We start from the raw sequence: 23,666 nt of genomic DNA on the forward strand, positions 1-23,666 counted from the left end.
GGGACACAGCGGGCGAACAATGCAGTCAACAAGTTGAGATTGTCGCCCCCTTTGATGGCCCTTGCACAAGGCGGGATGCTCAATGTTCACGCAAAACGGCCGATATGGCACCCAGGGGCCGTGGGGCTCCGATTGATCGTGCCCGATGTTTTTCGCACCGCCCGCTTTATTTGATGCATCTCAAGGATCCGCGTTCGCGCGAATGATCATGGGGCCGCTCGGGCCTGTGCATGACGGTGTGCGGCGCCTGATGCTGACCCTGCCCAGCTACGCCTTCATCTCGGTGCTGCTGGTGGCATGTGCCAGCATGGGTTTCGTGCAGCCCTGGCAGTCCACCTTGGTGATTGGCTACAACGTGGTGGGGATCGGGGTGTTTTATGGGCTGGTGCGCAGCGGCATGGCCAGCGCGCTCGCCAAAGAGCCCTCCCTGGCCTTTCAGCGGGTGCTGTTCAACGCCAGCATGGTGATGCTGGCCTACGCCCTGATCCCCATGGCCCGAGGGCTGGCCTTGCAATGGCTGTGCCTCACGATCCTGTTCGACATGCGGCGGATGAGCCGGGCGCAGGTCCGATTGGCGGCAGCCAGCGCCTATGCCATGCTGATCGGCACCGTGTTGCTCATCCTGGAATACTCGCCATCGTCCATCGACATGAGCGCCGAGTTCGTCAATGTGGCCATGGCCGGTGTCACGCTGTGCGTGCTATTGGTGGTCACGCAGATCGGGCAAGGCGTGAACCAGCACCGCAAACAGCAGCAACTTGAACTGGAGCGCACAGTGGCGCAATTGAATGCGCTGTCGATCCGCGATGGGCTGACGCAGCTGTTCAACCGGCGCCATTTCCAGACCTTGCTGGACGAGGAGGTGCGTCGCAGCCACCGCTGCCGCCGCCCCTTTTGCGTGGCGATCCTGGACATCGATTTTTTCAAGCGTGTGAACGATCAGCATGGCCATGCCATTGGCGATGTGGTGCTGCGCGAGGTGTCGCGCCTGGCCCAGGGCGCCATCGGCCCGACCCATGCGCTGGCCCGCTGGGGTGGCGAGGAGTTCTTGCTGCTGATGCCTGAAACACCGCTGTCGGCGGCCATGGACACCCTGGAAGCGGTTCGCCGGACCATCAGCGAACACGACTGGGGCCAGCACGCAGCGGGTTTGAGTGTGACCCTGTCGGCTGGGGCCTGCGAACATGGCGGCGGCCTGAACGTGAGCCCGACATTGGAGCGCGCCGACCGGGCGCTGTACCAGGCCAAGCATGGTGGGCGCAATCAGGTCATGGCGGCCAGCGCATGATCGGCCGCTGGCTATCGGACCTGGTCGTGGGCAAGGATCCACGCATGAAGGCCAGGCTGGGCCTGTGCCTGGTGTCGATGGTGATCTACGTGTGCTGGATTGCCGTGCTGTTCGCTTACGCGCTGCCTCGGCAGCTGATATCAGAGGCGACCGCGCATTTCATGGTGACCTACATCAGCGTGGCGCTGTGCGTGTTCTACCCGCTGGTGCGCAGTGGGGTCACCCGCACCTGGTCCGACCCTGGTCTGGTATCACCGCAGATCTTGTGGGCCAGCGGCGCCATGATCATCGGTTATGCGGTGGCACCGATGGTGCGCTCGGTCGCTTTCCAGACCTTGTGCCTGATCCAGGTGTTTGGCTTTCTGAGCCTGCGGCCCAAGGTGGCCGCATGGACCGGCGGCCTGACCACCGCGATGCTGGTGATCGCCTGGATTGCCATGACCGTGCTGGGCCTGAGCGATGCGGATCCGCGCGCCGAGGCCCTGAAGATCTCGGCCTCCTGCTTTGTGCTGGTGTTGATGACGTTTCAATCGCGCAGCTTCGGGCTGATGCGCGAACGTGCTTTTCACGAGAAGAAATCATTGGCCGCCGCCGCCGAGGCGCTGCGCCGCATCACCCTCCACGATGGCTTGACCGGCTTGTACAACCGGGCCCACATGCAAGAACGCCTGGAAGCGGAGGTGCAGCGGGCGCTGCTGAACGGGCACCATTTTTCGGTGGCCTTGATCGATCTGGATCACTTCAAGAGCATCAACGACACCCATGGGCACCCGGTGGGCGACGAGGTGTTGGTGAACTTCGCGCTTCAAGGCGGCGAGGTGCTGCGTGAAACCGATGTCATCGGGCGCTGGGGTGGCGAAGAGTTCCTGGTGCTGATGCCCGAAACCGAAGCGGCCAAGCAGGCCCAGATCGCCATGACGCGCCTGCGCGACCAACTGCGCTCGGCCCAGATGAGCCGCAGCGTGGCGGATCTGCGCGTGCGCTTTTCTTGCGGCGTGGCCACCTGGAGCACCCAGGACACGATCGAACAAGTGCTGGAGCGGGCCGATCAGGCCTTGTACCGCGCCAAAGCCAACGGGCGCGACCGCACCGAGCTGGAGCCGCCGCTGAACCCTGGCACTACTTTTGCCGGCCAGCCTGAATCGGCACAATGTGATCGCTGACCACGGCGCCAAAGGCTTGTTCCTTCAACAGGCCCAACTGGTCTCTTAAACGGGCCGCCTTCTCGAACTCCAGATTGCGCGCGTGCTCCAGCATCTGCTTTTCCAGTTGCTTGATGCGCTTGCCCAGGTCTTTCTCGTTCAAGGCAGGCGCATCGGCCATGGAGGCTGTCAGGGCTTCGGCGGCGCGCAAATCATCCTTCGCCGCGTTGGACATCACGCCATCGATCATGTCCTTGACCTTCTTGTTGACGGTCTTGGGCGTGATGCCGTTCAACTCGTTGTGCGCGATCTGCTTGTTGCGGCGCCGCTCGGTTTCTCCCATGGCCTTGCGCATGGATTCGGTGATCTTGTCGGCGTACAAAATGGCGTGGCCATTCTGGTTGCGCGCGGCGCGGCCAATGGTCTGGATGAGGCTGCGCTCCGAACGCAAGAAGCCTTCCTTGTCGGCATCCAGGATGGCCACCAGTGACACCTCGGGGATGTCCAGGCCTTCGCGCAGCAAGTTGATGCCGACCAGAACATCAAAGGTGCCCAGGCGCAGGTCGCGCAAGATCTCCACGCGCTCGACCGTGTCGATGTCGGAGTGCAGGTAACGCACCTTCACGCCGTTGTCGCTGAGGTAGTCGGTGAGCTGCTCGGACATGCGCTTGGTGAGCGTGGTGATCAGCACGCGCTCGTTCTTCTCGACGCGGATGCGGATCTCTTGCAAAACGTCGTCCACCTGGTGCACGGCGGGGCGCACCTCCACCATCGGGTCGATCAAGCCAGTGGGGCGCACCACCTGCTCCACCACCTGGCCGGTGTGCTCCGACTCATAAGCCGCTGGCGTGGCCGACACGAACACCACCTGGCGCATCTTGGTCTCAAACTCCTCCAGCTTCAAAGGCCGGTTGTCCAGCGCCGATGGCAGGCGGAATCCGTATTCCACCAAGGTGGTCTTGCGCGAGCGGTCGCCGTTGTACATGGCGCTGAGCTGGCCGATCATCACGTGGCTCTCGTCCAGGAACATCAGTGCATCGGGCGGCAGGTAATCGACCAAGGTGGGTGGAGGATCACCGGGGTTGGCGCCCGACAGATGCCGGGTGTAGTTCTCGATACCTTTGCAGTGCCCGATCTCCTGCAGCATTTCCAGGTCGAACTTGGTGCGCTGCTCCACGCGCTGCGCCTCGACCAGCTTGCCCATGCCGACCAGTTCTTTCACCCGCCCATTCAGTTCATGCTTGATGGCCTCGATGGCCACCAGCACCCTTTCGCGCGGCGTCACGTAATGGCTGCTGGGGTAAATGGTGAAGCGCGGGATCTTCTGGCGCACGCGGCCGGTGAGCGGGTCGAACAACTGGATGGAGTCGATCTCGTCGTCGAACAGCTCCAGGCGAACTGCCAGCTCGGAGTGTTCGGCCGGGAAGACGTCGATGGTGTCGCCACGCACACGGAAGGTGCCGCGTGAAAAGTCGGCGTCGTTGCGCTTGTACTGCATGCGGATCAGCTGGGCGATCACATCGCGCTGGCCAACCTTGTCGCCCACGCGCGCCATCAGCACCATCTGCATGTAGTCCTCGGGCTTGCCGATGCCGTAGATGGCCGACACGGTGGCCACGATGACCACATCGCGCCGCTCCAGCAGGCTCTTGGTGGCGCTCAGACGCATCTGCTCGATGGCCTCGTTGATGGCGCTGTCCTTCTCGATGAACAGGTCGCGCTGGGGCACGTAGGCCTCGGGCTGGTAGTAGTCGTAGTAGCTGACGAAGTACTCGACCGCGTTGTTGGGGAAGAACTCGCGGAACTCCGAATACAACTGCGCTGCCAGGGTTTTGTTGGGCGCGAACACAATGGCGGGGCGCCCCTGCCGGGCGATCACATTGGCCATGGTGAAGGTTTTGCCCGAGCCGGTCACGCCCAGCAGGGTCTGGTAGGCCAGCCCGTCTTCCACGCCTTCGCACAGCAAATCGATGGCGGTGGGCTGATCCCCCGCTGGCGGATAGGGTTGATAGAGCTGGAAAGGCGAGTCGGGAAAACTCACGAATTGGCCGGTTTGCCCTGTGTCGGGGACGTCTTTGGGCGCCTGAGCAGCAAGAGAAATATCAATCAGATCTGACATGAGGGGCGCAGGTCGATAAAATAATGGGTTTGCCCGAGTCGCCGAACGCGTCGAGCCTCGTGGTGTGTACTGGTTTCAGCTTATCCCAACCGATCAAGGACTGCTTGCATGGCCTCGCTATTCGCCACCGTTGAAATGGCCCCCCGGGACCCGATCCTGGGCCTGAACGAACAGTTCAACGCCGACCCCAATCCCGCCAAGGTGAACCTGGGCGTGGGCGTGTACACCGACGACCAGGGCAAGCTGCCCCTGCTGAAATGCGTGGCCGCCGCCGAGCAGCAGATGCAGGAAGCGCCCAAGGCGCGTGGCTACCTGCCCATCGAAGGCATCGCCGCCTACGACAAGGCCGTGCAGGCGCTGGTGTTTGGCGCCGAACACGCCGCCGTCAAGGCCGGCCGCATTTCCACCGCGCAAGCCATTGGCGGCACGGGTGGCCTCAAACTCGGCGCCGACTTCCTCAAGCGCCTGAACCCCGATGCGCAGGTCTTGATCTCGGACCCCAGCTGGGAAAACCACCGCGCCCTGTTCGAGAGCGCCGGGTTCAAAGTGGGCACCTACCCCTACTACGACGCCGACAAGAAGGGCGTCAACTTTGACGGCCTGCTGTCCACCCTGAAGGCCGCTGCCGCCGGCACCATCATCGTGCTGCACGCCTGCTGCCACAACCCGACCGGCTACGACCTGGACGATGCCCAGTGGGAACAGATCATCGGCGCCGTGAAAGAGCGCGGCCTGGTGCCTTTCCTGGACATGGCCTACCAAGGCTTTGGCAACGGCATCGCCGAGGACGGCAAGGTCGTCATCAAGTTCCTGGACGCGGGCCTGAACATCTTCGTGTCGACCAGCTTCTCCAAAAGCTTCTCGCTGTACGGTGAGCGCGTCGGCGCCCTGAGCATCGTCAGCGAATCGGCCGAGGAAGCCGCCCGCGTGCTGAGCCAACTCAAGCGCGTGATCCGCACCAACTATTCCAACCCGCCCACGCATGGCGCGCAAGTGGTGGCCCTGGTGCTGACCACGCCTGCCCTGCGCACGATGTGGGAAGAAGAGCTGGCCGGCATGCGCGACCGCATCAAGCTGATGCGCGGCGCGCTGGTCAATGAGCTGAAGGCCGCTGGCGTGAGCGACGACCTGAGCTTCATCACCCGCCAGAAGGGCATGTTCAGCTACTCAGGCCTGAACGCCACACAAATGCAGCGCCTGCGCTCGGAGTTCGGCATCTATGGTGTGGACTCGGGCCGCATCTGCGTGGCCGCGCTGAACAACGGCAACATCAAGGCGGTGGCGGCCGCGATCAAGGCTGTGCTGTAAAGCACCGACCTGGTGGAGATGCAAAAAAGGGGCCTCATGGCCCCTTTTGCTTGTCTGGCTGAAACCTTCGGGGTCAACCCAGCTTGATGATCTTGGCCACCGAGGGCACGCCCGCCGAATTGAACACGAACAACATGTAGTACCCGGGTGGCGCGACATTGGCCGACGCGGGCGCCTGGATCGTCAGGTTGGTGCCCGAGGCGGTGTAACCCAGCTCCATGAAGCGTTGGTCAAAATCGGCCGTGTGCGTGGCTGAACCCGTTTTGACCAGGGTCACGCGGCTGATGCCCGTCACGTCGGTGGTGGCCGCGATGCTGGCGCCCCAGGTGGTCGCGGTGGGAACCGACTGAATGACCGGACGCACGGCCAAGGAACTGCCCGCCTTGTACAGGTAAGGGGGCATGTAGATCTCGGCATTCAGGTTGGTGGCCGGGCCGGGCGCCCCGCCGCCAGCCGTCAGCACCGTGGCGTCGGGCAAAAGCAAGGAGGCCGAGTGGTACAGGCGCATTTTCTTGGCCGTGGCGGCCACGGTCCAGGCCTTGGTGGTCGGGTTCCAGATCTTGGCCTGATAAGCCACGCCATTGGCGACGTTGTCCACCATCGAACCACCATTGACGAACACCTGCCCATTGGCCAACACCGTGGCCGAGCCGTGGAAGCGGTCCTGCCCCACCCCCGTGACATTGGTGGAGGTGGGCGTGGCGCCATTGATGTCCACGATCACCGCTTTGTTGAACTTGCGCAGCGCCAGAATCTTGCCGGGGGCATACATGACGCTCGGCAGGTAGTAGTCGCCCGCGGTCAGTCTGAGCGGCGTCGCGGCCAGCGAACCGTCGCCCGTCGCATCGACATAGTAGGTGCCGCCCCAGATGGTCGTCACGAACACTTTGCCGTTGGGCGCCTGCCAGGCCAGGGGATAGCTCCAGTTGCGGATGCCGTAGGCGTCATTGCTGGTGGCGCCAGTCAGGCTGCGCCAGCCCTCGCCCTCAGAGTAAAGCTCCGGCGTCGGTGCGGGGGTGTTGGGGTCGATCCGGCCACCCAGCACCAGCACCTTGCCGTTGGCCAACGTGACCACGGTGGGGTACCAGCGCAAGGTGCTCATGCGCTGCGGCGCCGCGTACATGGCGTTGTAGCGGTAGTCAAAGAAGTTGACGTCGTCCGCCGAGTAGTTGCGCACGCCATTGATCGTGCGATCCCCCCCGGTCAACAGCACCGCACCGCTGGAGGGCAGGACCACCTGGGCGCTGCAAAAGATGTCGGTGCCCGTGGTGTTGGGCAGCACCAGGTGCGACGCCGTGCCGGTGCCCTTCGTGGGGTCCCAGACGTCGTAGTTGAATTGTGCGGTCTGCACCCCTTTGGCGTCAGAGCCATAGCTCATCACGCGGCCATCGGGCAGCAGCACCATGTGCATGGGGATCAACGGCCAGGCGGCCACCGCACCAAAGGTGCCCTTGAGGTAAGCATCCGTGGGGATGCCCGTGGTGGTGCCGCCACCTGGGGTCGTCGTGGTGCCCCCGCCGCCGAACAACTTGAGCAAGTCCTCAAAGAAACCAGCGTGGCTGGTGGTGGGTAAAGCGCCCAGGGCGGTCAACAACAGTGCCGAGCAGGCATGCAATGCCTTCTTTTTGAAGGGCAGGAATGAGGCGGGCGCGGGCAAAGATGGACTGGTCATGAAGGGTTCTCCCCGAGGTGTAACCAAATCTAGCACGCGGTTTTCTTGGGTCATCCCTCATCAAGGGGGGCGCCACCCCCCGGAATTGCGGGGTGGACGTGCACTTGTTGTGCTTCTTGGGAAAGCACACTCGGTGCAAAGATGGACAAAGTCGTCTATGCTGCACCGCACAATGCGCCCAAAAGGTGCGTTTTCGAAGCAGCGATAAACAGGCCCGTACTGCACAACTGAGGTCGCCCATGCTCTATCAAATCTACGAAACCAACCGCGCCTGGATCAGCCCGTTCTCCGAGTTCGCCAGCGCCGCGTCCAAGCTCTACAGCAACCCCTTGTCGCCATTTGCGCAGGTGCCCCAGGCACAGCGGGTGTCGGCAGGCTTCGATTTGGTGCACCGACTGACCAAAGAGTACGAAAAACCCGAGTTCGGCATCAACAAGGTCACGGTGTCAGACACCGACGTGGTGATCCAGGAGCAGGTGGTGGTGGCCAAGCCCTTTTGCCGCCTGCTGCGCTTCAAGCGCTTCACCGACAACGCCAAACTGCTGGGCACCATGCGGGATCAGCCTTCGGTACTGGTCGTGGCACCGCTGTCGGGCCACCATTCCACCCTGCTGCGCGACACTGTCAAAACCCTGCTGCAAGACCACAAGGTCTACATCACCGACTGGATCGACGCCCGCATGGTGCCGATCGACGAGGGCGCCTTCCACCTGGACGACTACGTCAACTACGTGCAGGAGTTCATCCGCGCCGTGGGGCCGGAGGTCCATGTGATTTCCGTGTGCCAGCCAACGGTGCCGGTGCTGGCCGCCGTCTCGCTGATGGCCAGCCGCGGTGAGCAAACCCCGCTGACCATGACCATGATGGGCGGCCCGATCGACGCGCGCAAATCGCCCACGGCCGTCAACAACCTGGCCATGAACAAGAGCTTCGAGTGGTTCGAGTCGAACGTGATTTACCGCGTGCCCACGAACTACCCGGGCGCCACCCGCCGCGTCTACCCGGGCTTTTTGCAGCACACCGGCTTCGTGGCCATGAACCCCGACCGCCACCGCGAGTCGCACTACGACTACTTCCTGGACCTGATGCGCGGCGACGACGACAGCGCCGAGGCTCACCGCGTGTTCTACGACGAGTACAACGCCGTGCTGGACATGCCCGCCGAGTACTACCTGGACACCATCCGCATCGTCTTCCAGGACTTCTCGCTGGTCAACGGCACCTGGGAGGTGCGCAACCTCAAGGGTGTGCCCGAGCTGGTCAAGCCTGCCGACATCAAGACCACCGCCTTGCTGACCGTGGAAGGCGAGCTGGACGACATTTCTGGCGCGGGCCAGACCGAAGCCGCCCACGATCTGTGTTCGGGCATCCCTGCATCGCGCCAGAAGCACTACACGGTGGAAGGCGCCGGCCATTACGGCATCTTTGCCGGCCGCCGCTGGCGCGAGATGGTCTACCCGGAAATCCGCAACTTCATCTCGGCCAACAACAAGTCGGCCAAGATCAAGAAAGCGGCATGACGTAGACTGCGGCGCCATGTTGGACGCCGCCCGGATCAATGCCCTTTTGCCGCAGACGCAATGCACGCGCTGCGGCTTTCCCGATTGTGCGAGCTACGCACGGGCCATCGTGGCGGGCGAGGCGGGCATCAACCAATGTCCGCCAGGCGGCGACGAGGGTATCCAGCGACTGGCCCAGGCCACCGGCCTGCCCGCTCTGCCCTTGAGCGCCGAGCATGGCGAGGAAGGCCCTCGCTTCCTGGCCGTGATCGACGAGACCTGGTGCATTGGTTGCACCTTGTGCATCAAGGCCTGCCCGGTCGATTGCATCATCGGGGCCCCCAAGCAAATGCACACCGTGATCGAAGACCTGTGCACCGGTTGCGAGCTGTGCATCCCAGCCTGCCCAGTGGACTGCATCTCGCTGGTGCCCGCCAGCAATGTTCAGCCCGCCCCGACCGGCTGGGCTGCCTGGAGTGCGCCGCTGGCCCATCAAGCCCAAGGCCGCCACGAGTTCCACCAGTGGCGCGTTGAGCAAGCCCGGCGGGACAACGATGCTCGCTTGCAGGCCAAGGCCGAGCGCAAGCTGGCCAACCTGGCCGAAGAATCACGCCTGACCGAGCCAGCCCAACTGGACGAAAAACGCGCGGTGATCGAGGCGGCCCTGGCCAGGGCCCGGGCCCGGCGCGGCACCGGCAACTGATACACCAAACACCCACTCCTTGATTAACGCTGTCTGGCATTTGCGACGCTTATTGCCGGAATAAGAGCTGGTTTCCCCCCATTCAAGGGTCATCCGCATGTCACAGTTGGCCCGCAAAATGCATCCTCACGAAATGGGCAGCACTTGCGCTGTTGCCCATGATGTGGAGATTGACCATGCGCGCCTTGATGAACCTTGCCATTGAACCTGCCCTGCACCTCTTCGAGGTGTCGGCGTTGGTGATCCTGAGCCCCACCTCGCAACAAGCGGTCATCCGCGTGTTGAAGGTCCTGGCCGACACGCCCATGGGCGCGGTCAAGATCGTGCGGGATCGGTACCCCAAGTCACGAGGTCACCAGGTGATCTCGCGACACAACCTGCCGGACAACCTGTCCTTCGCCTGACGGGCCGGGGCCCAAAGGCCCTTGAAAAAAACCGGTTCGTTCCCAGTTATGCTGGTGCATTGATGCGGTATTCGCGTCGGCATTTCATACCAGGCTGAGGAAAGAATTGCGATGACTGCTCCTTCACCCCGTCGCTGGCTGAGCGTTTTGGCCACCGCCACGATCGTCGTGTCCCTGTCGGGCTGCGGCTACAACGAATTCCAGTCCCTGGACGAGGCCAACAAATCGGCGTGGTCCGAAGTGCTCAACCAGTACCAACGGCGCGCCGACCTCATCCCCAATGTCGTCAGCACCGTCAAGGGTGAGGCCAATTTCGAACAGGAAACCTTGACCAAGGTCGTTGAAGCGCGCTCCAAGGCCACCAGCATCCAGGCCACGCCCGAGTTGATCAACGACCCGGCCGCCTTTCAGAAATTCCAGGCGGCCCAAGGCGAGTTGTCGAGCGCACTGTCGCGCCTGCTGGTCGTCACTGAAAACTACCCCAACCTGAAGGCCAACCAGGGCTTCCAGGATCTGCGCGTGCAACTGGAAGGCACGGAGAACCGCATCACCGTGGCCCGCAACCGCTACATCAAGACGGTGCAGGACTACAACGTCAAGGTGCGCAGCTTTCCCACCAACCTGACGGCCAAGGTCTTCAACTACGAGCCCAAGCCCAGTTTCACGGTGCAGAACGAGGCGCAGATTTCATCGCCCCCCGTGGTCGATTTCAACACCAAGAAGTGATCGGCGCCCCATCGTGAGGCGCATGCAGTCCTGGCCCTGGTGGCTGCACTGGACACTGGCTGGTCTGACCTCGCTCCTGCTGCTGGCCACCGGACCGGCACTGGCAGCCGACGAAGCGGGCGTGCAGCCCGTGCCCGCGCTCAACGGCCGGGTCATCGATCAGACCAGCACCCTGAGCGAAGCCCAGCGCGTGGCATTGGACACCAAACTGGCGGGCATCGAAACCCGGCTGGGCACGCAGATGGTGGTGCTGATAGTGCCGTCCACCCAACCCGAAGACATCGCCGCTTACGCCCAGCGGGTGGGTGAGGCCTGGAAGATCGGGCGCCGTGAGGTGGGCGACGGGCTGTTGCTGGTGGTGGCCAAGAATGACCGCCGCGTGCGCATCGAGGTGGCCAAGACCCTGGAGGGCGCCATCCCCGACCTGGCCGCCAAGCAGATCATCACCCGGGCCATCACGCCCGCCTTCAAGGCCGGTGACTATGCAGGCGGCTTGAATCTGGCCATTGATCAATTGGCCGCGCGTGTCCAGGGCGAGAGCCTGCCACTGCCGAGCCAGTCTGTTGGCAAGGCACCGCCAGACACCGGTTTCCAGTGGAATGACCTGGGCGTGTTCCTGTTCATCGGCGTGCCCGTGGTGGGCGCCCTGCTGACCTCGGTGCTCGGCCGCAAGGCGGGCTCCTTGACCTCGGGCCTGGTCGTTGGCGGGCTGGGCTGGGTGGTGACCACCAGCACGCTGATCGCCCTGGGCGTGGGCTTGGCCTCGGCCGTGGTCGTGGCGGCCATGGCCAGCGGCGCATCCCGAGGACGCGGTGGCCCCTTCATGGGGGGCGGCGGGTTCGGTGGGGGTGGTTTTGGCGGAGGGGGCTTTGGCGGCGGTGGCGGCGGGTTCTCATCTGGTGGTGGTGGCGATTTCGGTGGTGGAGGGGCATCCGGTGACTGGTGAATCCAGGGCTTTGGCCCACCCTCTGCTGCGCTGGGCAAGGCACCTGTGGACCGACGAAGGTGATGTGCGTCGGCACTTGGGCGTGGCCGGATTGAGCCGCCTGCAAGCTCAAGTGCGCGCGAGCGAAGTGAAGCACCTGGGCGAATTGCGCCTGTGCATCGAAGGCGGCCTGAGCTGGCAAGACCTGAGAGACGGGCAAACCGCCCGATCGCGCGCACTGCAGCTTTTCAGCACCCTGCGTGTGTGGGACACCGAGCACAACAATGGCGTGCTGATCTACCTGCTGCTGGCCGACCACCGCATCGAGATCCTGGCCGACCGAGGCATCATGGCCCGCGCAGGCCATGAGCCCTGGGCCCACATCGCCCAGCAGTTGGCGGCCAGCCTGCACGATGGTCAATTTGAACAAGGCCTGAGTCACGCCATCGAGGCCGTCACGCAATTGCTGGCGGCTCACTTCCCGGCGGATCCCGATCATGACAATCCCAATGAGCTGCCGGACAAGGTGGTGGTGATCTGAGGGTGCTGCAGCCCCACCGCTAGACTGGCACCATGAAAGCCGCCGACATCGCCCCATTTTTCGCCACGCTGCAAGCCGCCAATCCCAACCCCGAAACCGAGTTGGACTACAGCACGCCTTTCGAGCTGCTGACCGCCGTGCTGCTCTCAGCCCAGGCCACCGACGTGGGCGTGAACAAGGCCACCAGGAAGCTGTTTCCGGTGGCCAACACACCGCAGAAGATCCTCGATCTGGGCTTTGAAGGCTTGTGCGAATACATCAAGACCATTGGCCTGTACCGCAGCAAGGCCAAACACTTGCTGCTGACCTGCCAGATGCTCATTGACCTGCATGGGGGCGAAGTGCCGCGCAGCCGCGAGGCCCTGGAGGCCCTGCCCGGCGTGGGCCGCAAGACCGCCAACGTGGTGCTGAACGTGGCCTTTGGCGAACACACCCTGGCGGTGGACACGCACATCTTCCGCATCGGCAACCGCACCGGCCTGGCCCCGGGCAAGACGCCGCTGGCGGTGGAGCTGAAACTGCTCAAGCGCGTGCCACCGGCCTACCTGCAGCACGCCCACCATTGGTTGATCCTGCATGGGCGCTATGTGTGCCAGGCGCGCAAGCCACGCTGCTGGGAATGCAGCGTGACCCACTACTGCTCGTTCAAGCCCAAGACGCCCGCGCCGGCGTCCTGATGCGTTGGCGTCAAGCCGCTTTGCCGCGCTGGCGAGCAGCAGCGCCCGCGATCAACAGGCCCACCAAGGCCAGCCCCACCGTGCTGGGCTCAGGCACCGCAGCGGCCATCGATTGCCCCATGGCCAGGTGCATCCTGGCAGTGGGGTGCACGCCATCCCACAACGTGTACAGGTCCGGGTTGGCGCACAAGGTACCGCCCGAGCCGGTGTACTCGCCCGTCCAACACGCGGCAGTCGAGGTGCCACCCTCCGCCAGGACGAGGTCACGGGCCGCGTTCAATGCCGGGTTGGGGTCAAAGACACGGATGGTCGCGCCCGCCAGGCTGCCCTGCAGTCCCTGCATCGCCGACGTCAGATTGGTGTTGAACAGCACCGACAGGGCATGGGCCTGCGCTTGTGCCGTCGCGCCGGCATTGATCGCCTCCAGTGTGTTCGACAGGTCGGGCAGCAGAGGCACGAAGAAATCGCGCGCGCCAGCGCTGTAAAGCTGGCTCACCTGGCCGGTCAGGTTGGCGATGGCCGGCTGAACCATCGCCAGCTTGTCACCGGCCCCAAGAAAATCATTGCCACCACCCCACAAAAAATACAGGGCCGAGGCATCGGCCGTCTTGCCCGCCGCGCTCAGGCTGCTGGTGAGTTGATCCACCTCGTTCTGGATGCCCGGCAGGCCGGGGATGCCCGCGCGGTTGCTGGTGCCGGTGAGCGCACCGCCAAAGGCGTAGTCCACCAAGGTCAGTCCGAGCGTCTGCGCCATCACCTCCACCGCCACCGGGCCATTGCTGAAGCGGCCATTCCAGTAAGGCGCGGCAGGAATGCCAAAACCCAGTCCCGCCTTGGTGGCGGCAAAGACATTGCCGTTGTCCGACAGGCTGTCGCCAAAAGCCACGATCTGGCTGTAGGCCGCGTTGGCCGACGTGAAGGGCGATGCCATCAGGACCACGGCCGCGCCGATCGATGTGAGTGCTGTGCTGAAACGCATGGTTTGAATCCTCAGTGATTTTTGAATGGTGGAATTCAAACTCTATCTCAAGCCAGACACAAGCCCCTCGCGCACCGTGGGGCAATGCAGCTTCAACCTCAATTCCGCATGCAGGCGCTGGTTGTCCAGCCGCCGGGACTCGCTCAAGAAAGACATCTGCATCGGCGACATGGCCAGCGCGGCCTCGGCCCGACTCAGGCGTGGCGGGCGCGGCAAACCGCACAGGTCGGCCACCAGGTCGAAGTAATCGCCCATCAGCATCGTCTGGTCATCGCAAGCGTGCACGACGCGGCCCGGGCGCCCTCGCCACAGCGCGGCCACGCAGGCTCGCGCCAGGTCATCGGCCTGGATGTGGTTGGTGAAGACGTCGTCTTCGCAGTTCAACACAGGTGAGCCTTTGAGCACACGGTCTCGGGGATGGCCACCCTCGCGGTCCACCGCGTAGATGCCGGGAATGCGCAGGATGCTGGCACGCACACCAGCCCGACGCCCCCACCACCGCACCAGGGCTTCCGCATGAACACGGCGCTGGGCGCGGGGCGTGGCGGGCGCAACGGTGCGGGTCTCATCGAAGCGGGCACCACCCGCGTTGCCATAGACCCCCGTGGTACTGCCATACACCATGCTGCGCACGCGGCCGCGTCGGGACAAGGCCTGCAGCAGATGGCGCGTGCGCGTGTCCTCGCTGCCTTGCCCTGGCGGCGGCGCCAGGTGCACCACCCGTGTTGCCAGCCCCGCCAATCTGGCCAGGGTGGCAGGCTGATCCAGGTTGCCGACCAATGGCACCAGACCCGCCTGGCGTAACACCTGTGCGCGCTCAGGCTGCGAGGTCAGGGCCAGCACGCGGCAACGCGGCAACAACTCGCGCGCCACGCGCAAACCGACATCGCCGCAGCCCACGATCAACACACGGGTCTGGCGAAAGCGGGCGGGGCGGCTGAAAGAAGGACCGGGCATGGGTGGCTGAGGGACAATGGGAGGCCATTTTGACCGCAGTGGAGCGCGTTTTGAGCTTTTCCGTGACCATCCTGCCCAGTGGGCGCCAATTCTTGATGCAACGCGACGAGACCGTGCTGAGCGCGGCCATCAGCGACAACGTCGGCCTGCCCTATGGCTGCAAGGACGGCGCCTGCGGCTCGTGCAAATGCAAGCTGCTCGAAGGCCGCGTGATCCATGGCGTGCACCAGGCCAAGGCCTTGAGCGATGAAGAAGAAGCCACCGGCTGGATGCTGACCTGCTGCGCCACCCCCCAGACCGACCTGGTGATCGAGTCACGCCAGGTCGTGTCCGCGGGCGACTTCCCGATCCAGAAAATGCCCACCCGCGTCATCAGCCTGACCTTGGCCGCGCCCGATGTGATGGTGATGCGCCTGCAGCTGCCCACCAACAACACCTTCGGTTTTCGCGCCGGGCAGTACATCGAGTTCATCCTGAAGGATGGCAGCCGACGCAGTTACTCGATGGCCAATGCGCTGAGCACCGCGACCACCACCGTGGAGGGCGCCGCCCCCCTCACCAGCATCGAGCTGCACCTGCGCCACATGCCCGGCGGCAAGTTCACCGACCAGGTGTTCGGCACGATGAAGGAGAAAGAGATCCTGCGCATCGAGGGCCCCTACGGCACATTCTTTTTACGGGAAGACTCCGACAAGCCCATCGTGCTGCTGGCCTCGGGCACAGGCTTCGCGCCCATCAAGGCCATCATCGAACACATGCGCGCCAAGGACATCACGCGGCCCACGGTGCTGTACTGGGGCTGCCGCAGCCGCGCAGATTTGTACCTGAACGACTGGATCGAACAAGCCGCCTCAGCCCTGCCCTGGTTGAGCTATGTGCCGGTGCTGTCCGAACCCAAACCGGGCGACAACTGGACGGGCCGCGTGGGCCTGGTGCACCACGCTGTCATGGACGACCTGCCCGACCTGTCAGGCCACGAGGTCTATGCCTGCGGCGCGCCGGTGATGGTGCAAGTGGCCCAGCGTGACTTCGTGAACCTGCATGGCCTGCCTGCCGAGTTCTTCTTCGCCGATGCCTTCACCAGCGAGGCCGACAAGGCTCACAACCCCAAGTAAGCGGCCTGCACCTGCGGGTCGTTCAACAGGCTTTGCGCAGGGCCTTCCAGCACCAGTTCGCCCGAGTCCATGACGTAGGCGCGGTGGGCGATCTCCAGCGCACGGTGGGCGTTCTGCTCGACCAGCAACACGGTCACACCTTGCTTGGCGATGTCGGTGATGACCTCGAAGATCTTGTCGACCATCAGCGGCGCCAGGCCCATCGACGGCTCGTCCAGCAGCAAGAGCTTGGGGCGCGCCAGCAAGGCCCGGCCCATGGCCAGCATCTGCTGCTCACCACCCGACAAGGTGCCCGCCAGTTGGCGATGCCGCTCTTTCAGACGCGGAAAGCGTTGGTAGACGGATTCCATGTCCGCGTTGACTTCGCGGTCACGGCGCAGGTAGGCGCCCATGCGCAGGTTCTCGTCGATGGTCATGCGCGTGAAGATGCCGCGCCCTTCGGGCACCATGACCAGGCCTTGTGCGACCAGGTCCCAAGCGCCCTGCCCTTTGAGGCTGCGGCCCTGGTAAAGCACTTCGCCCGATTGAGGTTGCAGCAAGCCGCAGATGGCTTTCAAGGTGGTGGTCTTGCCAGCGCCATTGGCGCCGATCAGGCTGACCAATTCGCCCTCTTGCAAGGACAGGTTCAAGCCCTTGACGGCCTGGATGCCGCCATAGGCCACGCTCAATTGGCGCAGGTCCAGCAAGGCGCTCATGCCGGTGCCCCTTGGTGAGTGGCCGCCGTGCCCAGGTAGGCCTCGATCACGGCCGGATCGCACTGCACCTCGGCGGGCGTGCCGCAGGCGATCAGCTTGCCCTGGTCCAGCACCGTCACACAATCGCACAAGCCCATCACCAGCTTCACATCGTGTTCGATCAACAGGATGGCGCGGCCCTGGGCCTGGATGCGGCGGATCAGCTCGCGCAGTTGCAGCTTCTCGGTGGCGTTCATGCCCGCAGCGGGCTCGTCCAGCGCCAACAGGCGTGGCTCGGTGGCCAGCGCACGCGCGATCTCCAAACGGCGTTGATCACCATAGCTCAAGGTGTGGGCCGTCTGGTTCGCCACGGCGCCCAGGCCGACGAACTCCAGCAAGGCCTGGGCATCGCGGGTGATGCTCGCTTCTTCGCGCACGAAGGCAGGCGTGCGCAACACCGCCTGCCACCAGCCCACCGTGGTCCGCACGTGGCGGCCCACGCGGACGTTGTCCAGCGCCGTCATGTGGGCGAACAGGCGGATGTTCTGAAACGTGCGCGCGATGCCGGCCTTGGCCACCTTGTGGACCACCGTGGGTTTGTAGCGCCGCCCTGCCAGTTCGAACCGGCCTTGGTCCGACGGCACCAGTCCGGTGATGACATTGAAGAACGTGGTCTTGCCCGCACCATTGGGACCGATCAGGCCGTGTACTTGGCCAGGCTGGATGCTCAAGCCCACACCGCTCAAGGCCTGGACACCGCCAAAGCGCTTGGACACGTTGGCCACCTGCAGCAAGGCTTCGCTCATGCCGAGGCCCTCGCCTGGTCTTCATGCCGTGGCGCTGGCCACAGGCCACGCGGTCGCCACAGCATGATGCTGACCATGGCCAGCGCCACCAGCAATTGCCGCAGGATGGACGCGTCCAGCCGCCCGCCCGTCATCGCCTGCAAGGGCCCGGCCACGTGGCGCAACACCTCGGGCAAAGCCGACAGCAAGAAGGCCCCCAGGATCACACCAGGCACATGGCCCGAGCCGCCCAGCACCACCATGGCCACCACCATGACCGACTCCTGCAGCGAGAACGACTCGGGCGAGACAAAGCCCTGGAAACTGGCGAACAGCACCCCGGCCATGCCGCCAAAGGTGGCGCCCAGGCCAAAGGCCAGCAGCTTGAGGTTGCGCGTGTTCAGGCCCATGGCTTTGGCCGCGATCTCATCCTCGCGGATGGCCATCCAGGCCCGGCCCAGGCGGGAGTTTTCAAGGCGCAAGCTGATGATCACCGCCAGCACCACGATGCCCAGGAAGAGGTAGTAATGCAGGGTGACCGGCTGCAGCACATGGCCCGCGATGTGCCAGGGCTCGCCCAGGCTGACGCCAAAGATGGTGAAGGGATCGATGCTGTCGATGCCCTTGGGGCCGTTGGTGATGTTGACCGGCGCATCCAGGTTGTTCATGAACACGCGGATAATTTCGCCGAAGCCCAAGGTCACGATGGCCAGGTAGTCGCCCCGCAGCTTGAGCGTGGGCGCGCCCAGGAGCACGCCCACCAGCGCAGCCACCCCAGCACCCAAAGGAATGACGGCCCACACGGGCAGGTGCAGGCCCGCCGGGAACATGGCCGCGACCGCGGGCAAGTGGCTGCTCAAATGCGGAGAGGCCAGCAAGGCGAACAGGTAAGCGCCCACGGCGTAGAAAGCCACATAGCCCAGGTCCAGCAAGCCCGCGTAGCCCACCACGATGTTCAGGCCCAGGGCCAGCAGGATGTAGATCAAGGACACGTCCAGGATGCGCACCCAGGCCTGGCCGAAGCCTTGGACGACCAGGGGCAGCACCAGCAAGGCCACGGTGGCCATCAGAAAGATAGGCAGCTTGTTCTTGGGGTTCATCGTCTTCATGCGCGGTCGGCCACGCGCTCGCCCAGCAGGCCTTGCGGGCGCAATGTCAGCACCAGGATCAACACGGCGAAGGCAAAGATGTCCTGGTAGTGGCTGCCCAGCACGCCACCGGTCAGGTCGCCGATGTAGCCTGCGCCCATCGACTCGATCAGGCCCAGCAGCACGCCACCCAGCATGGCGCCCGGCAGGTTGCCGATGCCGCCAAACACCGCGGCGGTGAAGGCCTTCAGGCCGGGGAGGAAGCCCATGGTGTGCTGCACCGAGCCGTAGTTGGCGGCCCACATCACGCCCGCCAGCGCCGCCAACATGGCGCCAATGATGAAGGTGGCCGAGATCACGCGGTCAGGCCGCACACCCATCAACTGCGCCACGCGCGGGTTCTCGGAGGTGGCGCGCATGGCCCGGCCCAGGCGGGTGCCATGGATCAGCGCCATCAGGCCCGCCAGGGTCATGGCCGTGACCGCGATGATCAGGATCTGGACCAGGTTGGTCGTGGCGCCCATCACGTCAATCGGATCGTCGGGCAGCAAAATCGGGAAGGGCTTGTAGTCGGGCTTCCAGATGATCATGGCCAAGGTTTGCAGCAGCAGCGACATGCCCATGGCGGTGATCAAGGGGGCCAGGCGCGGCGCGTTGCGCAAGGGCCGGTAGGCCAGCTTTTCGATCAGGAAGTTGAGCGCCGCGCACACCACCATGGCGGCCAGCAGCGCCACCAACAGCAGCACCCAGCCGGGCCAGCCCAGCGAGCCCAGGGTAGTCACCACCGTCCAGCTCACGAGGGCACCCACCATCAGCACCTCGCCATGCGCGAAGTTGATGAGGTTGATGATGCCGTACACCATGGTGTAGCCCAAGGCCACCAAAGCGTACATGCTGCCCAGTACCAGGCCGTTGATCAGTTGTTGTATGAAGGTGTCCACAGCTCGTTCACATGCAAAACCGACACATGCAAAAAGCCCGCCACGTTGCTGCTTTGCCTTGCGGCGGGCAGCGACCAGCGGGCTGGAAGATCGGAAGGATCAATGTCCGATCTTATCAGGACACGTTCAGAACAAGGAAGGCCAGCGCAGGCTGTCCACCGTGAGGCGGATCAGCTTCTTCTTGGTGTCGGTGTAGGGCGGGAAGAACATCTTGGCCATCATGATGGGGCCGGACTTGAGCACCGCCCGCTCATGCGAGAAGGCCTTGAAACCGAAGTGCCCGTGCGCGTTGCCGATGCCCGAGTTGTTGACGCCACCGAACGGCAGGTTGCCGTGCGCGTAATGCAGCACGCAGTGGTTGATGGCCACGCCGCCCGAGCTGGTCTTTTGCAGGATCTGACGAGTGCGCTCCTTGTGGCGGCTCCAGATGTAGAGCGCCAGGGGCTTTTCGCCCGCGTTGATCTGGCGCACCACGGCATCGACGTCACGGTAAGGGATCAGCGGCAGCACGGGGCCAAAGATCTCTTCGCTCATGATGCTGGCATCCGCCGGCACTTGATCGATCAGGGTGGGCGCGATGTAGCAGCTGGCGATGTCGATGTCACCGCCGGTCAGCAGGTTGGCGCCCTTGGCTTGCGCCTCTTGCAGCAAGGCGGCCACGCGCTGGGTGTGGCGCTGGTTGATCACGCGGGAGAAGTGGGGGCTCTTGCGCTGCTCGGCGGGTGTGGCGCCATAGCGCTCGGCCAGCACCTTGCGGCACTCGGCCACAAAGCCATCTTTCACGGACTCGTGCACAAAGACGTGGTCGGGTGCGACGCAAGTCTGACCACAGTTGGTGAACTTGCCCCACATCAGCGCTTCAGCAGCCAGGCGCAGGTCGGCGGTCTCGTCGAGGATGACGGGCGATTTACCGCCCAGCTCGAGCGTGACGCTGGTCAGGTTCTTGGCGGCAGCCGCCATCACCACCTTGCCCACGGCGGGCGAGCCGGTGAAGAAGATGTGGTCGAAGGGCAGGTCGAGCAGCACTTGCGAAGTGGGCAAGCTGCCTTCGAACAGCGCGACTTCTTCGGGCGGGAAGGTGGCGGCAATGATCTCGGCCATCACCACGCTGACCGCCGGTGTCATTTCCGAAGGCTTGAGGATGACCGTGTTGCCTGCGGCCAGGGCCGAGACCATGGGGCCGAAGCACAGGTTGAGCGGGAAGTTCCAGGGCGCGATGATCAGGCTGCGGCCACGCGGTTGGTACTCGATCCAGGCCGACGTCATGGCCGTGGCCATAGTGGGCCAGACCTTGGTCGGGCGCATCCACTTCTTGAGCGAGCCGATGGCGTGGCGGATCTCGTCCAGCACGGGCATGAACTCGGTGCCTTCGACTTCGGACGAAGGCTTGCTGTAGTCCTTGGCAAATGCCGCGTAGAAGTCTTCGCGGCGCGCCATCATGGCGTCGCGCAATTTCTTCAGGCGCGCTATACGCTCGGCGGCCGTGGACTCGCGCCACTTCAGCGCGGTGGCCAACTGGCGGTCGAACACTTGACGCATCACGGCGGGGTCGGATTCCCCGGTGTTCGGATCAACGACGTGCATCATGACTTGGCTCATCCTTGTCTCCAATCAATGACAGTGGACTCAGAAAGATTCAAACTACTTGGCAAGCAGACCGGCACGGATCACGCGGTCCACGAACTCGGTCATGAGCACGCCTTCTCGCTCGGCATGGCTGTGCAACTGCTTGACCAGATCGGCATTCAATTTCACGGCGAAGGGCACCAGGTTATTGGCCTGGTCGATTTTGCGCTGTTCACGGCGATCCGGCACGGAAGCGGCCGCGCTGCCAAACCGGCCAGACGAAGGTGCCTGGCGCATCTGGCCCAGGATTTTCGAGGCCTTGTTCTTTTCGAGATCAGTTTTTTTCATCAGCGGCAGGTTTCAAGGCCTGGACAATAAGTCGACAATCCCGCGATTGTGCACCGGCACCGCCCAGTCGTGCACCTTTTCAGCCTAGCCAGACGCCAGGCTTCCACCAGGCGCAATCCCACCTCCCCTCAAATCCATGGCCACCTTGAGACAAATCACCTTCGAGCTGCGCGGCGACTTCATCGCGCTGGACAGCCTGCTCAAGGCCACCGGCGTGGCCGAGAGCGGCGGCCGCGCCAAGACCATGGTGTCCGAAGGCATGATCCAGGTCGACGGGCAGGACGAACTGCGCAAGACCTGCAAGATCCGCGCGGGACAGGTCGTCAGCCTGCACGGTGTGCGCATCCGGGTGGTCACGCCCGAGGAACCCCAGGAGACATCGACATGAACCACAACATTTTCGACCAGGATCTGCCCCGCAACGAGGCCAATTTCACGGCCTTGAGCCCGCTGTCGTTCATTGAGCGTGCCGCCCTGGTTTACCCTGACCGCCTGGCCATCGTGCATGGTGGGTTGCGCCAGACCTGGGCCCAGACCTACGCGCGTTGTCGGCAATTGGCCAGCGCCCTGAACCGACGAGGTCTGGGCGTGGGCGACACGGTGGCCGTGATGCTGCCCAACACGCCACCCATGGTGGAGGCGCACTTTGGCGTGCCGATGTGCGGCGCCGTGCTCAACGCCTTGAACACCCGCCTGGACGCTGAAGCCATCGCGTTCATGCTGGACCACGGCGAGGCGCAGGCCGTTCTGGTGGATTGCGAGTTCAGCGCCGTCATGGCCCGCGCCCTGGCTCTGCGGAAATCCACCCATCCCTTGCTCGTGATCGACGTTGATGACGTGGTCTACACCGGCCCTGGCGAGCACATTGGCGTGCTGGAGTACGAAGAGCTGCTGGCCAGCGGCGACCCGGACTTCAACTGGGTTTTGCCCACCGACGAGTGGAACGCCATCAGCCTGAACTACACCTCGGGCACCACCGGGAACCCCAAGGGCGTGGTCTACCACCACCGGGGCGCGGCCATGAACGCCGTGTCGGCCATCCTGGAATGGGACATGCCCAAGCACGCGGTCTACTTGTGGACGCTGCCCATGTTCCACTGCAATGGCTGGTGTTTTCCGTGGGCGGTGGCCGCGCGGGGCGGGGTGAATGTGTGCCTGCGCAAGGTCGATCCCAAGGCGGTGTTCGACGCTTTTCGCGAGCACCACGTCACCCACTACTGCGGCGCCCCCATCGTGCACGCCTCGCTGGTGAACGCGCCGGAAGCGCTGCGCCAGGGCATCCCGCACGGCATCCAGGCCATGGTGGCCGGCGCGGCACCACCGGCGGCCATGATCGAGGGCATGGAGAAGCTCGGCATCAACCTGACGCACGTGTATGGCCTGACCGAGGTCTATGGCCCGGCTTCTGTCTGCGTGAAGCACGATGACTGGGATGCGCTGGACATTGGCGAGCGCGCGCGGCTGAATGCCCGCCAGGGCGTGAGTTATCACTTGCAGCGCAGCGTTGCCGTGATGGACGCCACCACCATGCAGCCCGTGCCCCACGACGGAGAGACGATGGGCGAGATCATGTTCCGCGGCAACATCACGATGAAGGGTTACCTCAAGAACCCCAAGGCCACGCAAGAGGCCTTTGCCGGGGGCTGGTTCCACACGGGCGACCTGGCGGTGCAGTACCCCGATGGCTACGTCAAGATCAAGGACCGCAGCAAGGACATCATCATCTCGGGCGGTGAGAACATTTCGTCGATCGAGGTGGAGGATGTGCTGTACCGGCACCCTGCGGTGCTCGCGGCGGCGGTGGTCGCCAAACCGGATGACAAATGGGGAGAGACCCCTTGCGCTTTCATCGAGTTGAAGGCGGATGCGCAGGTCACGGCCGAAGACATCGTGGCGCACTGCAAGAAGCACTTGGCGGGGTTCAAGGTGCCCAAGGCGGTGGTGTTTGGTGAGCTGCCCAAGACCTCGACGGGGAAGATCCAGAAGTTTGAGTTGCGCAAGGTGGCGGGGTCGGCTCGGGCGATTGACACCTGAATCGTTGCTGGCAACTTGAAGTGCTTTGTGATGCAGCGCGGGGCGCGGGCTGGGGCGGTCTCCGGCAGGGCTTCAGCTTGGTGGTCCCGCTTTTCAAGCGGGACTGCCTTGCGATGCTCGTGCCGAGGTGGGGCCGTGGAACTCGTTTCGCGGCCTTTGGCCGCTGCACTCAAAC

General features: G+C 64.0%; 23 protein-coding genes. 13 read left to right on the forward strand and 10 right to left on the reverse strand.

What is annotated here, in order from left to right; genetic code table 11:
* Window positions 1-208: 208 nt before the first annotated feature.
* Together Q7V20_RS10170 and Q7V20_RS10175 are read left to right on the forward strand one after the other, a co-directional pair.
* Window positions 209-1,288, forward strand: a complete 1,080-nt coding sequence (locus Q7V20_RS10170) for a GGDEF domain-containing protein (RefSeq protein ID WP_304790115.1) — start codon at window positions 209-211, stop codon at window positions 1,286-1,288.
* On the forward strand, window positions 1,285-2,451 hold the full coding sequence (locus Q7V20_RS10175) for a GGDEF domain-containing protein (protein ID WP_304790118.1): 1,167 nt from the start codon (window positions 1,285-1,287) through the stop codon (window positions 2,449-2,451). Before Q7V20_RS10170 ends, Q7V20_RS10175 begins: the two co-directional genes overlap by 4 nt.
* Here the strand turns inward: Q7V20_RS10175 and uvrB are convergent.
* Window positions 2,408-4,549 carry an excinuclease ABC subunit UvrB gene (gene uvrB, locus Q7V20_RS10180; RefSeq protein ID WP_304790121.1) on the reverse strand — a complete coding sequence of 714 codons (2,142 nt, stop codon included), beginning with the start codon at window positions 4,547-4,549 and terminating at the stop codon, window positions 2,408-2,410. The genes Q7V20_RS10175 and uvrB overlap by 44 nt on opposite strands.
* Before the next feature lie 108 nt (window positions 4,550-4,657).
* On the opposite strand from uvrB, the gene Q7V20_RS10185 reads away from it, so the two are divergent.
* On the forward strand, window positions 4,658-5,857 hold the full coding sequence (locus Q7V20_RS10185; RefSeq protein ID WP_304790124.1) for an amino acid aminotransferase: 1,200 nt from the start codon (window positions 4,658-4,660) through the stop codon (window positions 5,855-5,857).
* A 73-nt stretch (window positions 5,858-5,930) separates the two neighbouring features.
* Here the strand turns inward: Q7V20_RS10185 and Q7V20_RS10190 are convergent, their stop codons facing one another.
* On the reverse strand, window positions 5,931-7,529 hold the full coding sequence (locus Q7V20_RS10190; RefSeq protein WP_304790126.1) for a glyoxal oxidase: 1,599 nt from the start codon (window positions 7,527-7,529) through the stop codon (window positions 5,931-5,933).
* 239 nt (window positions 7,530-7,768) lie between these two features.
* Here Q7V20_RS10190 and Q7V20_RS10195 point away from each other — a divergent pair, with 239 nt between their 5' ends.
* The 7 genes from Q7V20_RS10195 to nth all read left to right on the forward strand — a co-directional run bounded on the left by Q7V20_RS10195 (window position 7,769) and on the right by nth (window position 13,004).
* Window positions 7,769-9,049, forward strand: a complete 1,281-nt coding sequence (locus Q7V20_RS10195; RefSeq protein WP_304790129.1) for a polyhydroxyalkanoate depolymerase — start codon at window positions 7,769-7,771, stop codon at window positions 9,047-9,049.
* A gap of 16 nt (window positions 9,050-9,065) precedes the next feature.
* Window positions 9,066-9,731 carry an electron transport complex subunit RsxB gene (gene rsxB, locus Q7V20_RS10200; protein ID WP_304790132.1) on the forward strand — a complete coding sequence of 222 codons (666 nt, stop codon included), beginning with the start codon at window positions 9,066-9,068 and terminating at the stop codon, window positions 9,729-9,731.
* A 176-nt stretch (window positions 9,732-9,907) separates the two neighbouring features.
* Complete coding sequence (locus Q7V20_RS10205) at window positions 9,908-10,135, forward strand: hypothetical protein (protein ID WP_304790135.1); 228 nt, start codon at window positions 9,908-9,910, stop codon at window positions 10,133-10,135.
* Window positions 10,136-10,246: 111 nt separating this feature from the next.
* Entirely contained in the window at window positions 10,247-10,861 is a 615-nt protein-coding gene (locus tag Q7V20_RS10210; RefSeq protein ID WP_304790138.1) for a LemA family protein, read from the forward strand.
* A 22-nt stretch (window positions 10,862-10,883) separates the two neighbouring features.
* Complete coding sequence (locus Q7V20_RS10215) at window positions 10,884-11,807, forward strand: YgcG family protein (protein WP_304790140.1); 924 nt, start codon at window positions 10,884-10,886, stop codon at window positions 11,805-11,807.
* Complete coding sequence (locus tag Q7V20_RS10220; RefSeq protein ID WP_304790143.1) at window positions 11,797-12,327, forward strand: TPM domain-containing protein; 531 nt, start codon at window positions 11,797-11,799, stop codon at window positions 12,325-12,327. The genes Q7V20_RS10215 and Q7V20_RS10220 overlap by 11 nt, the downstream gene beginning before the upstream one ends.
* Before the next feature lie 32 nt (window positions 12,328-12,359).
* Window positions 12,360-13,004: an endonuclease III gene (gene nth, locus Q7V20_RS10225; protein WP_304790146.1), complete on the forward strand. Its 645-nt coding sequence runs from the start codon at window positions 12,360-12,362 to the stop codon at window positions 13,002-13,004.
* Between the two features lie 10 nt (window positions 13,005-13,014).
* On the opposite strand, the gene Q7V20_RS10230 is transcribed toward nth, so the two are convergent.
* Both Q7V20_RS10230 and Q7V20_RS10235 read right to left on the reverse strand, forming a co-directional pair.
* Entirely contained in the window at window positions 13,015-13,983 is a 969-nt protein-coding gene (locus Q7V20_RS10230; RefSeq protein ID WP_304790149.1) for an SGNH/GDSL hydrolase family protein, read from the reverse strand.
* Between the two features lie 42 nt (window positions 13,984-14,025).
* A complete protein-coding gene (locus tag Q7V20_RS10235) occupies window positions 14,026-14,940 on the reverse strand; it encodes an SDR family oxidoreductase (protein WP_304790152.1) in 915 nt (304 codons plus the stop codon).
* Window positions 14,941-14,990: 50 nt separating this feature from the next.
* Between Q7V20_RS10235 and Q7V20_RS10240 the strand changes: the two genes are divergently transcribed.
* Window positions 14,991-16,055 (forward strand): CDP-6-deoxy-delta-3,4-glucoseen reductase, encoded by a 1,065-nt coding sequence (locus tag Q7V20_RS10240; protein ID WP_304790155.1) that lies wholly within the window; start codon window positions 14,991-14,993, stop codon window positions 16,053-16,055.
* Here the strand turns inward: Q7V20_RS10240 and Q7V20_RS10245 are convergent.
* From Q7V20_RS10245 to Q7V20_RS10270, 6 genes are all read right to left on the reverse strand, one after another.
* The gene (locus tag Q7V20_RS10245; protein WP_304790159.1) at window positions 16,040-16,750 is read right to left on the reverse strand and encodes an ABC transporter ATP-binding protein; all 711 of its coding nucleotides are present in this window, start codon (window positions 16,748-16,750) and stop codon (window positions 16,040-16,042) included. The genes Q7V20_RS10240 and Q7V20_RS10245 overlap by 16 nt on opposite strands.
* Window positions 16,747-17,535, reverse strand: a complete 789-nt coding sequence (locus Q7V20_RS10250; RefSeq protein ID WP_304790162.1) for an ABC transporter ATP-binding protein — start codon at window positions 17,533-17,535, stop codon at window positions 16,747-16,749. The genes Q7V20_RS10245 and Q7V20_RS10250 overlap by 4 nt, the downstream gene beginning before the upstream one ends.
* On the reverse strand, window positions 17,532-18,614 hold the full coding sequence (locus tag Q7V20_RS10255; RefSeq protein WP_304790195.1) for a branched-chain amino acid ABC transporter permease: 1,083 nt from the start codon (window positions 18,612-18,614) through the stop codon (window positions 17,532-17,534). Before Q7V20_RS10255 ends, Q7V20_RS10250 begins: the two co-directional genes overlap by 4 nt.
* A gap of 5 nt (window positions 18,615-18,619) precedes the next feature.
* Window positions 18,620-19,543 (reverse strand): branched-chain amino acid ABC transporter permease, encoded by a 924-nt coding sequence (locus tag Q7V20_RS10260; RefSeq protein ID WP_304790166.1) that lies wholly within the window; start codon window positions 19,541-19,543, stop codon window positions 18,620-18,622.
* Between the two features lie 126 nt (window positions 19,544-19,669).
* Window positions 19,670-21,142, reverse strand: a complete 1,473-nt coding sequence (locus Q7V20_RS10265) for an aldehyde dehydrogenase family protein (protein ID WP_304790168.1) — start codon at window positions 21,140-21,142, stop codon at window positions 19,670-19,672.
* Between the two features lie 42 nt (window positions 21,143-21,184).
* Complete coding sequence (locus tag Q7V20_RS10270) at window positions 21,185-21,457, reverse strand: hypothetical protein (protein ID WP_304790171.1); 273 nt, start codon at window positions 21,455-21,457, stop codon at window positions 21,185-21,187.
* A 145-nt stretch (window positions 21,458-21,602) separates the two neighbouring features.
* Here Q7V20_RS10270 and Q7V20_RS10275 point away from each other — a divergent pair, with 145 nt between their 5' ends.
* Together Q7V20_RS10275 and Q7V20_RS10280 are read left to right on the forward strand one after the other, a co-directional pair.
* Entirely contained in the window at window positions 21,603-21,845 is a 243-nt protein-coding gene (locus Q7V20_RS10275; RefSeq protein ID WP_370652443.1) for an RNA-binding S4 domain-containing protein, read from the forward strand.
* Window positions 21,842-23,491 carry an acyl-CoA synthetase gene (locus tag Q7V20_RS10280; RefSeq protein WP_304790177.1) on the forward strand — a complete coding sequence of 550 codons (1,650 nt, stop codon included), beginning with the start codon at window positions 21,842-21,844 and terminating at the stop codon, window positions 23,489-23,491. Before Q7V20_RS10275 ends, Q7V20_RS10280 begins: the two co-directional genes overlap by 4 nt.
* The last annotated feature ends 175 nt before the right edge of the window (window positions 23,492-23,666 follow it).

It is taken from the genome of Aquabacterium sp. (assembly GCF_030652515.1).
Classification (GTDB): Bacteria; Pseudomonadota; Gammaproteobacteria; order Burkholderiales; family Burkholderiaceae_C; genus Aquabacterium.

What these genes read in the sequence shown, in the direction of transcription:
- Q7V20_RS10215 (WP_304790140.1), top strand. Translation starts at nt 10,884, where the DNA reads ATGCAGTCCTGGCCCTGGTGGCTGCACTGGACACTGGCTGGTCTGACC.
- Q7V20_RS10280 (WP_304790177.1), top strand. Translation starts at nt 21,842, where the DNA reads ATGAACCACAACATTTTCGACCAGGATCTGCCCCGCAACGAGGCCAAT.
- Q7V20_RS10205 (WP_304790135.1), top strand. Translation starts at nt 9,908, where the DNA reads ATGCGCGCCTTGATGAACCTTGCCATTGAACCTGCCCTGCACCTCTTC.
- Q7V20_RS10255 (WP_304790195.1), bottom strand. Translation starts at nt 18,614, where the DNA reads ATGAACCCCAAGAACAAGCTGCCTATCTTTCTGATGGCCACCGTGGCC.
- Q7V20_RS10235 (WP_304790152.1), bottom strand. Translation starts at nt 14,940, where the DNA reads ATGCCCGGTCCTTCTTTCAGCCGCCCCGCCCGCTTTCGCCAGACCCGT.
- nth (WP_304790146.1), top strand. Translation starts at nt 12,360, where the DNA reads ATGAAAGCCGCCGACATCGCCCCATTTTTCGCCACGCTGCAAGCCGCC.
- Q7V20_RS10185 (WP_304790124.1), top strand. Translation starts at nt 4,658, where the DNA reads ATGGCCTCGCTATTCGCCACCGTTGAAATGGCCCCCCGGGACCCGATC.
- Q7V20_RS10170 (WP_304790115.1), top strand. Translation starts at nt 209, where the DNA reads ATGGGGCCGCTCGGGCCTGTGCATGACGGTGTGCGGCGCCTGATGCTG.
- Q7V20_RS10175 (WP_304790118.1), top strand. Translation starts at nt 1,285, where the DNA reads ATGATCGGCCGCTGGCTATCGGACCTGGTCGTGGGCAAGGATCCACGC.
- Q7V20_RS10265 (WP_304790168.1), bottom strand. Translation starts at nt 21,142, where the DNA reads ATGAGCCAAGTCATGATGCACGTCGTTGATCCGAACACCGGGGAATCC.
- Q7V20_RS10245 (WP_304790159.1), bottom strand. Translation starts at nt 16,750, where the DNA reads ATGAGCGCCTTGCTGGACCTGCGCCAATTGAGCGTGGCCTATGGCGGC.
- Q7V20_RS10250 (WP_304790162.1), bottom strand. Translation starts at nt 17,535, where the DNA reads ATGAGCGAAGCCTTGCTGCAGGTGGCCAACGTGTCCAAGCGCTTTGGC.
- Q7V20_RS10270 (WP_304790171.1), bottom strand. Translation starts at nt 21,457, where the DNA reads ATGAAAAAAACTGATCTCGAAAAGAACAAGGCCTCGAAAATCCTGGGC.
- uvrB (WP_304790121.1), bottom strand. Translation starts at nt 4,549, where the DNA reads ATGTCAGATCTGATTGATATTTCTCTTGCTGCTCAGGCGCCCAAAGAC.
- Q7V20_RS10230 (WP_304790149.1), bottom strand. Translation starts at nt 13,983, where the DNA reads ATGCGTTTCAGCACAGCACTCACATCGATCGGCGCGGCCGTGGTCCTG.
- Q7V20_RS10195 (WP_304790129.1), top strand. Translation starts at nt 7,769, where the DNA reads ATGCTCTATCAAATCTACGAAACCAACCGCGCCTGGATCAGCCCGTTC.
- Q7V20_RS10210 (WP_304790138.1), top strand. Translation starts at nt 10,247, where the DNA reads ATGACTGCTCCTTCACCCCGTCGCTGGCTGAGCGTTTTGGCCACCGCC.
- Q7V20_RS10190 (WP_304790126.1), bottom strand. Translation starts at nt 7,529, where the DNA reads ATGACCAGTCCATCTTTGCCCGCGCCCGCCTCATTCCTGCCCTTCAAA.
- rsxB (WP_304790132.1), top strand. Translation starts at nt 9,066, where the DNA reads ATGTTGGACGCCGCCCGGATCAATGCCCTTTTGCCGCAGACGCAATGC.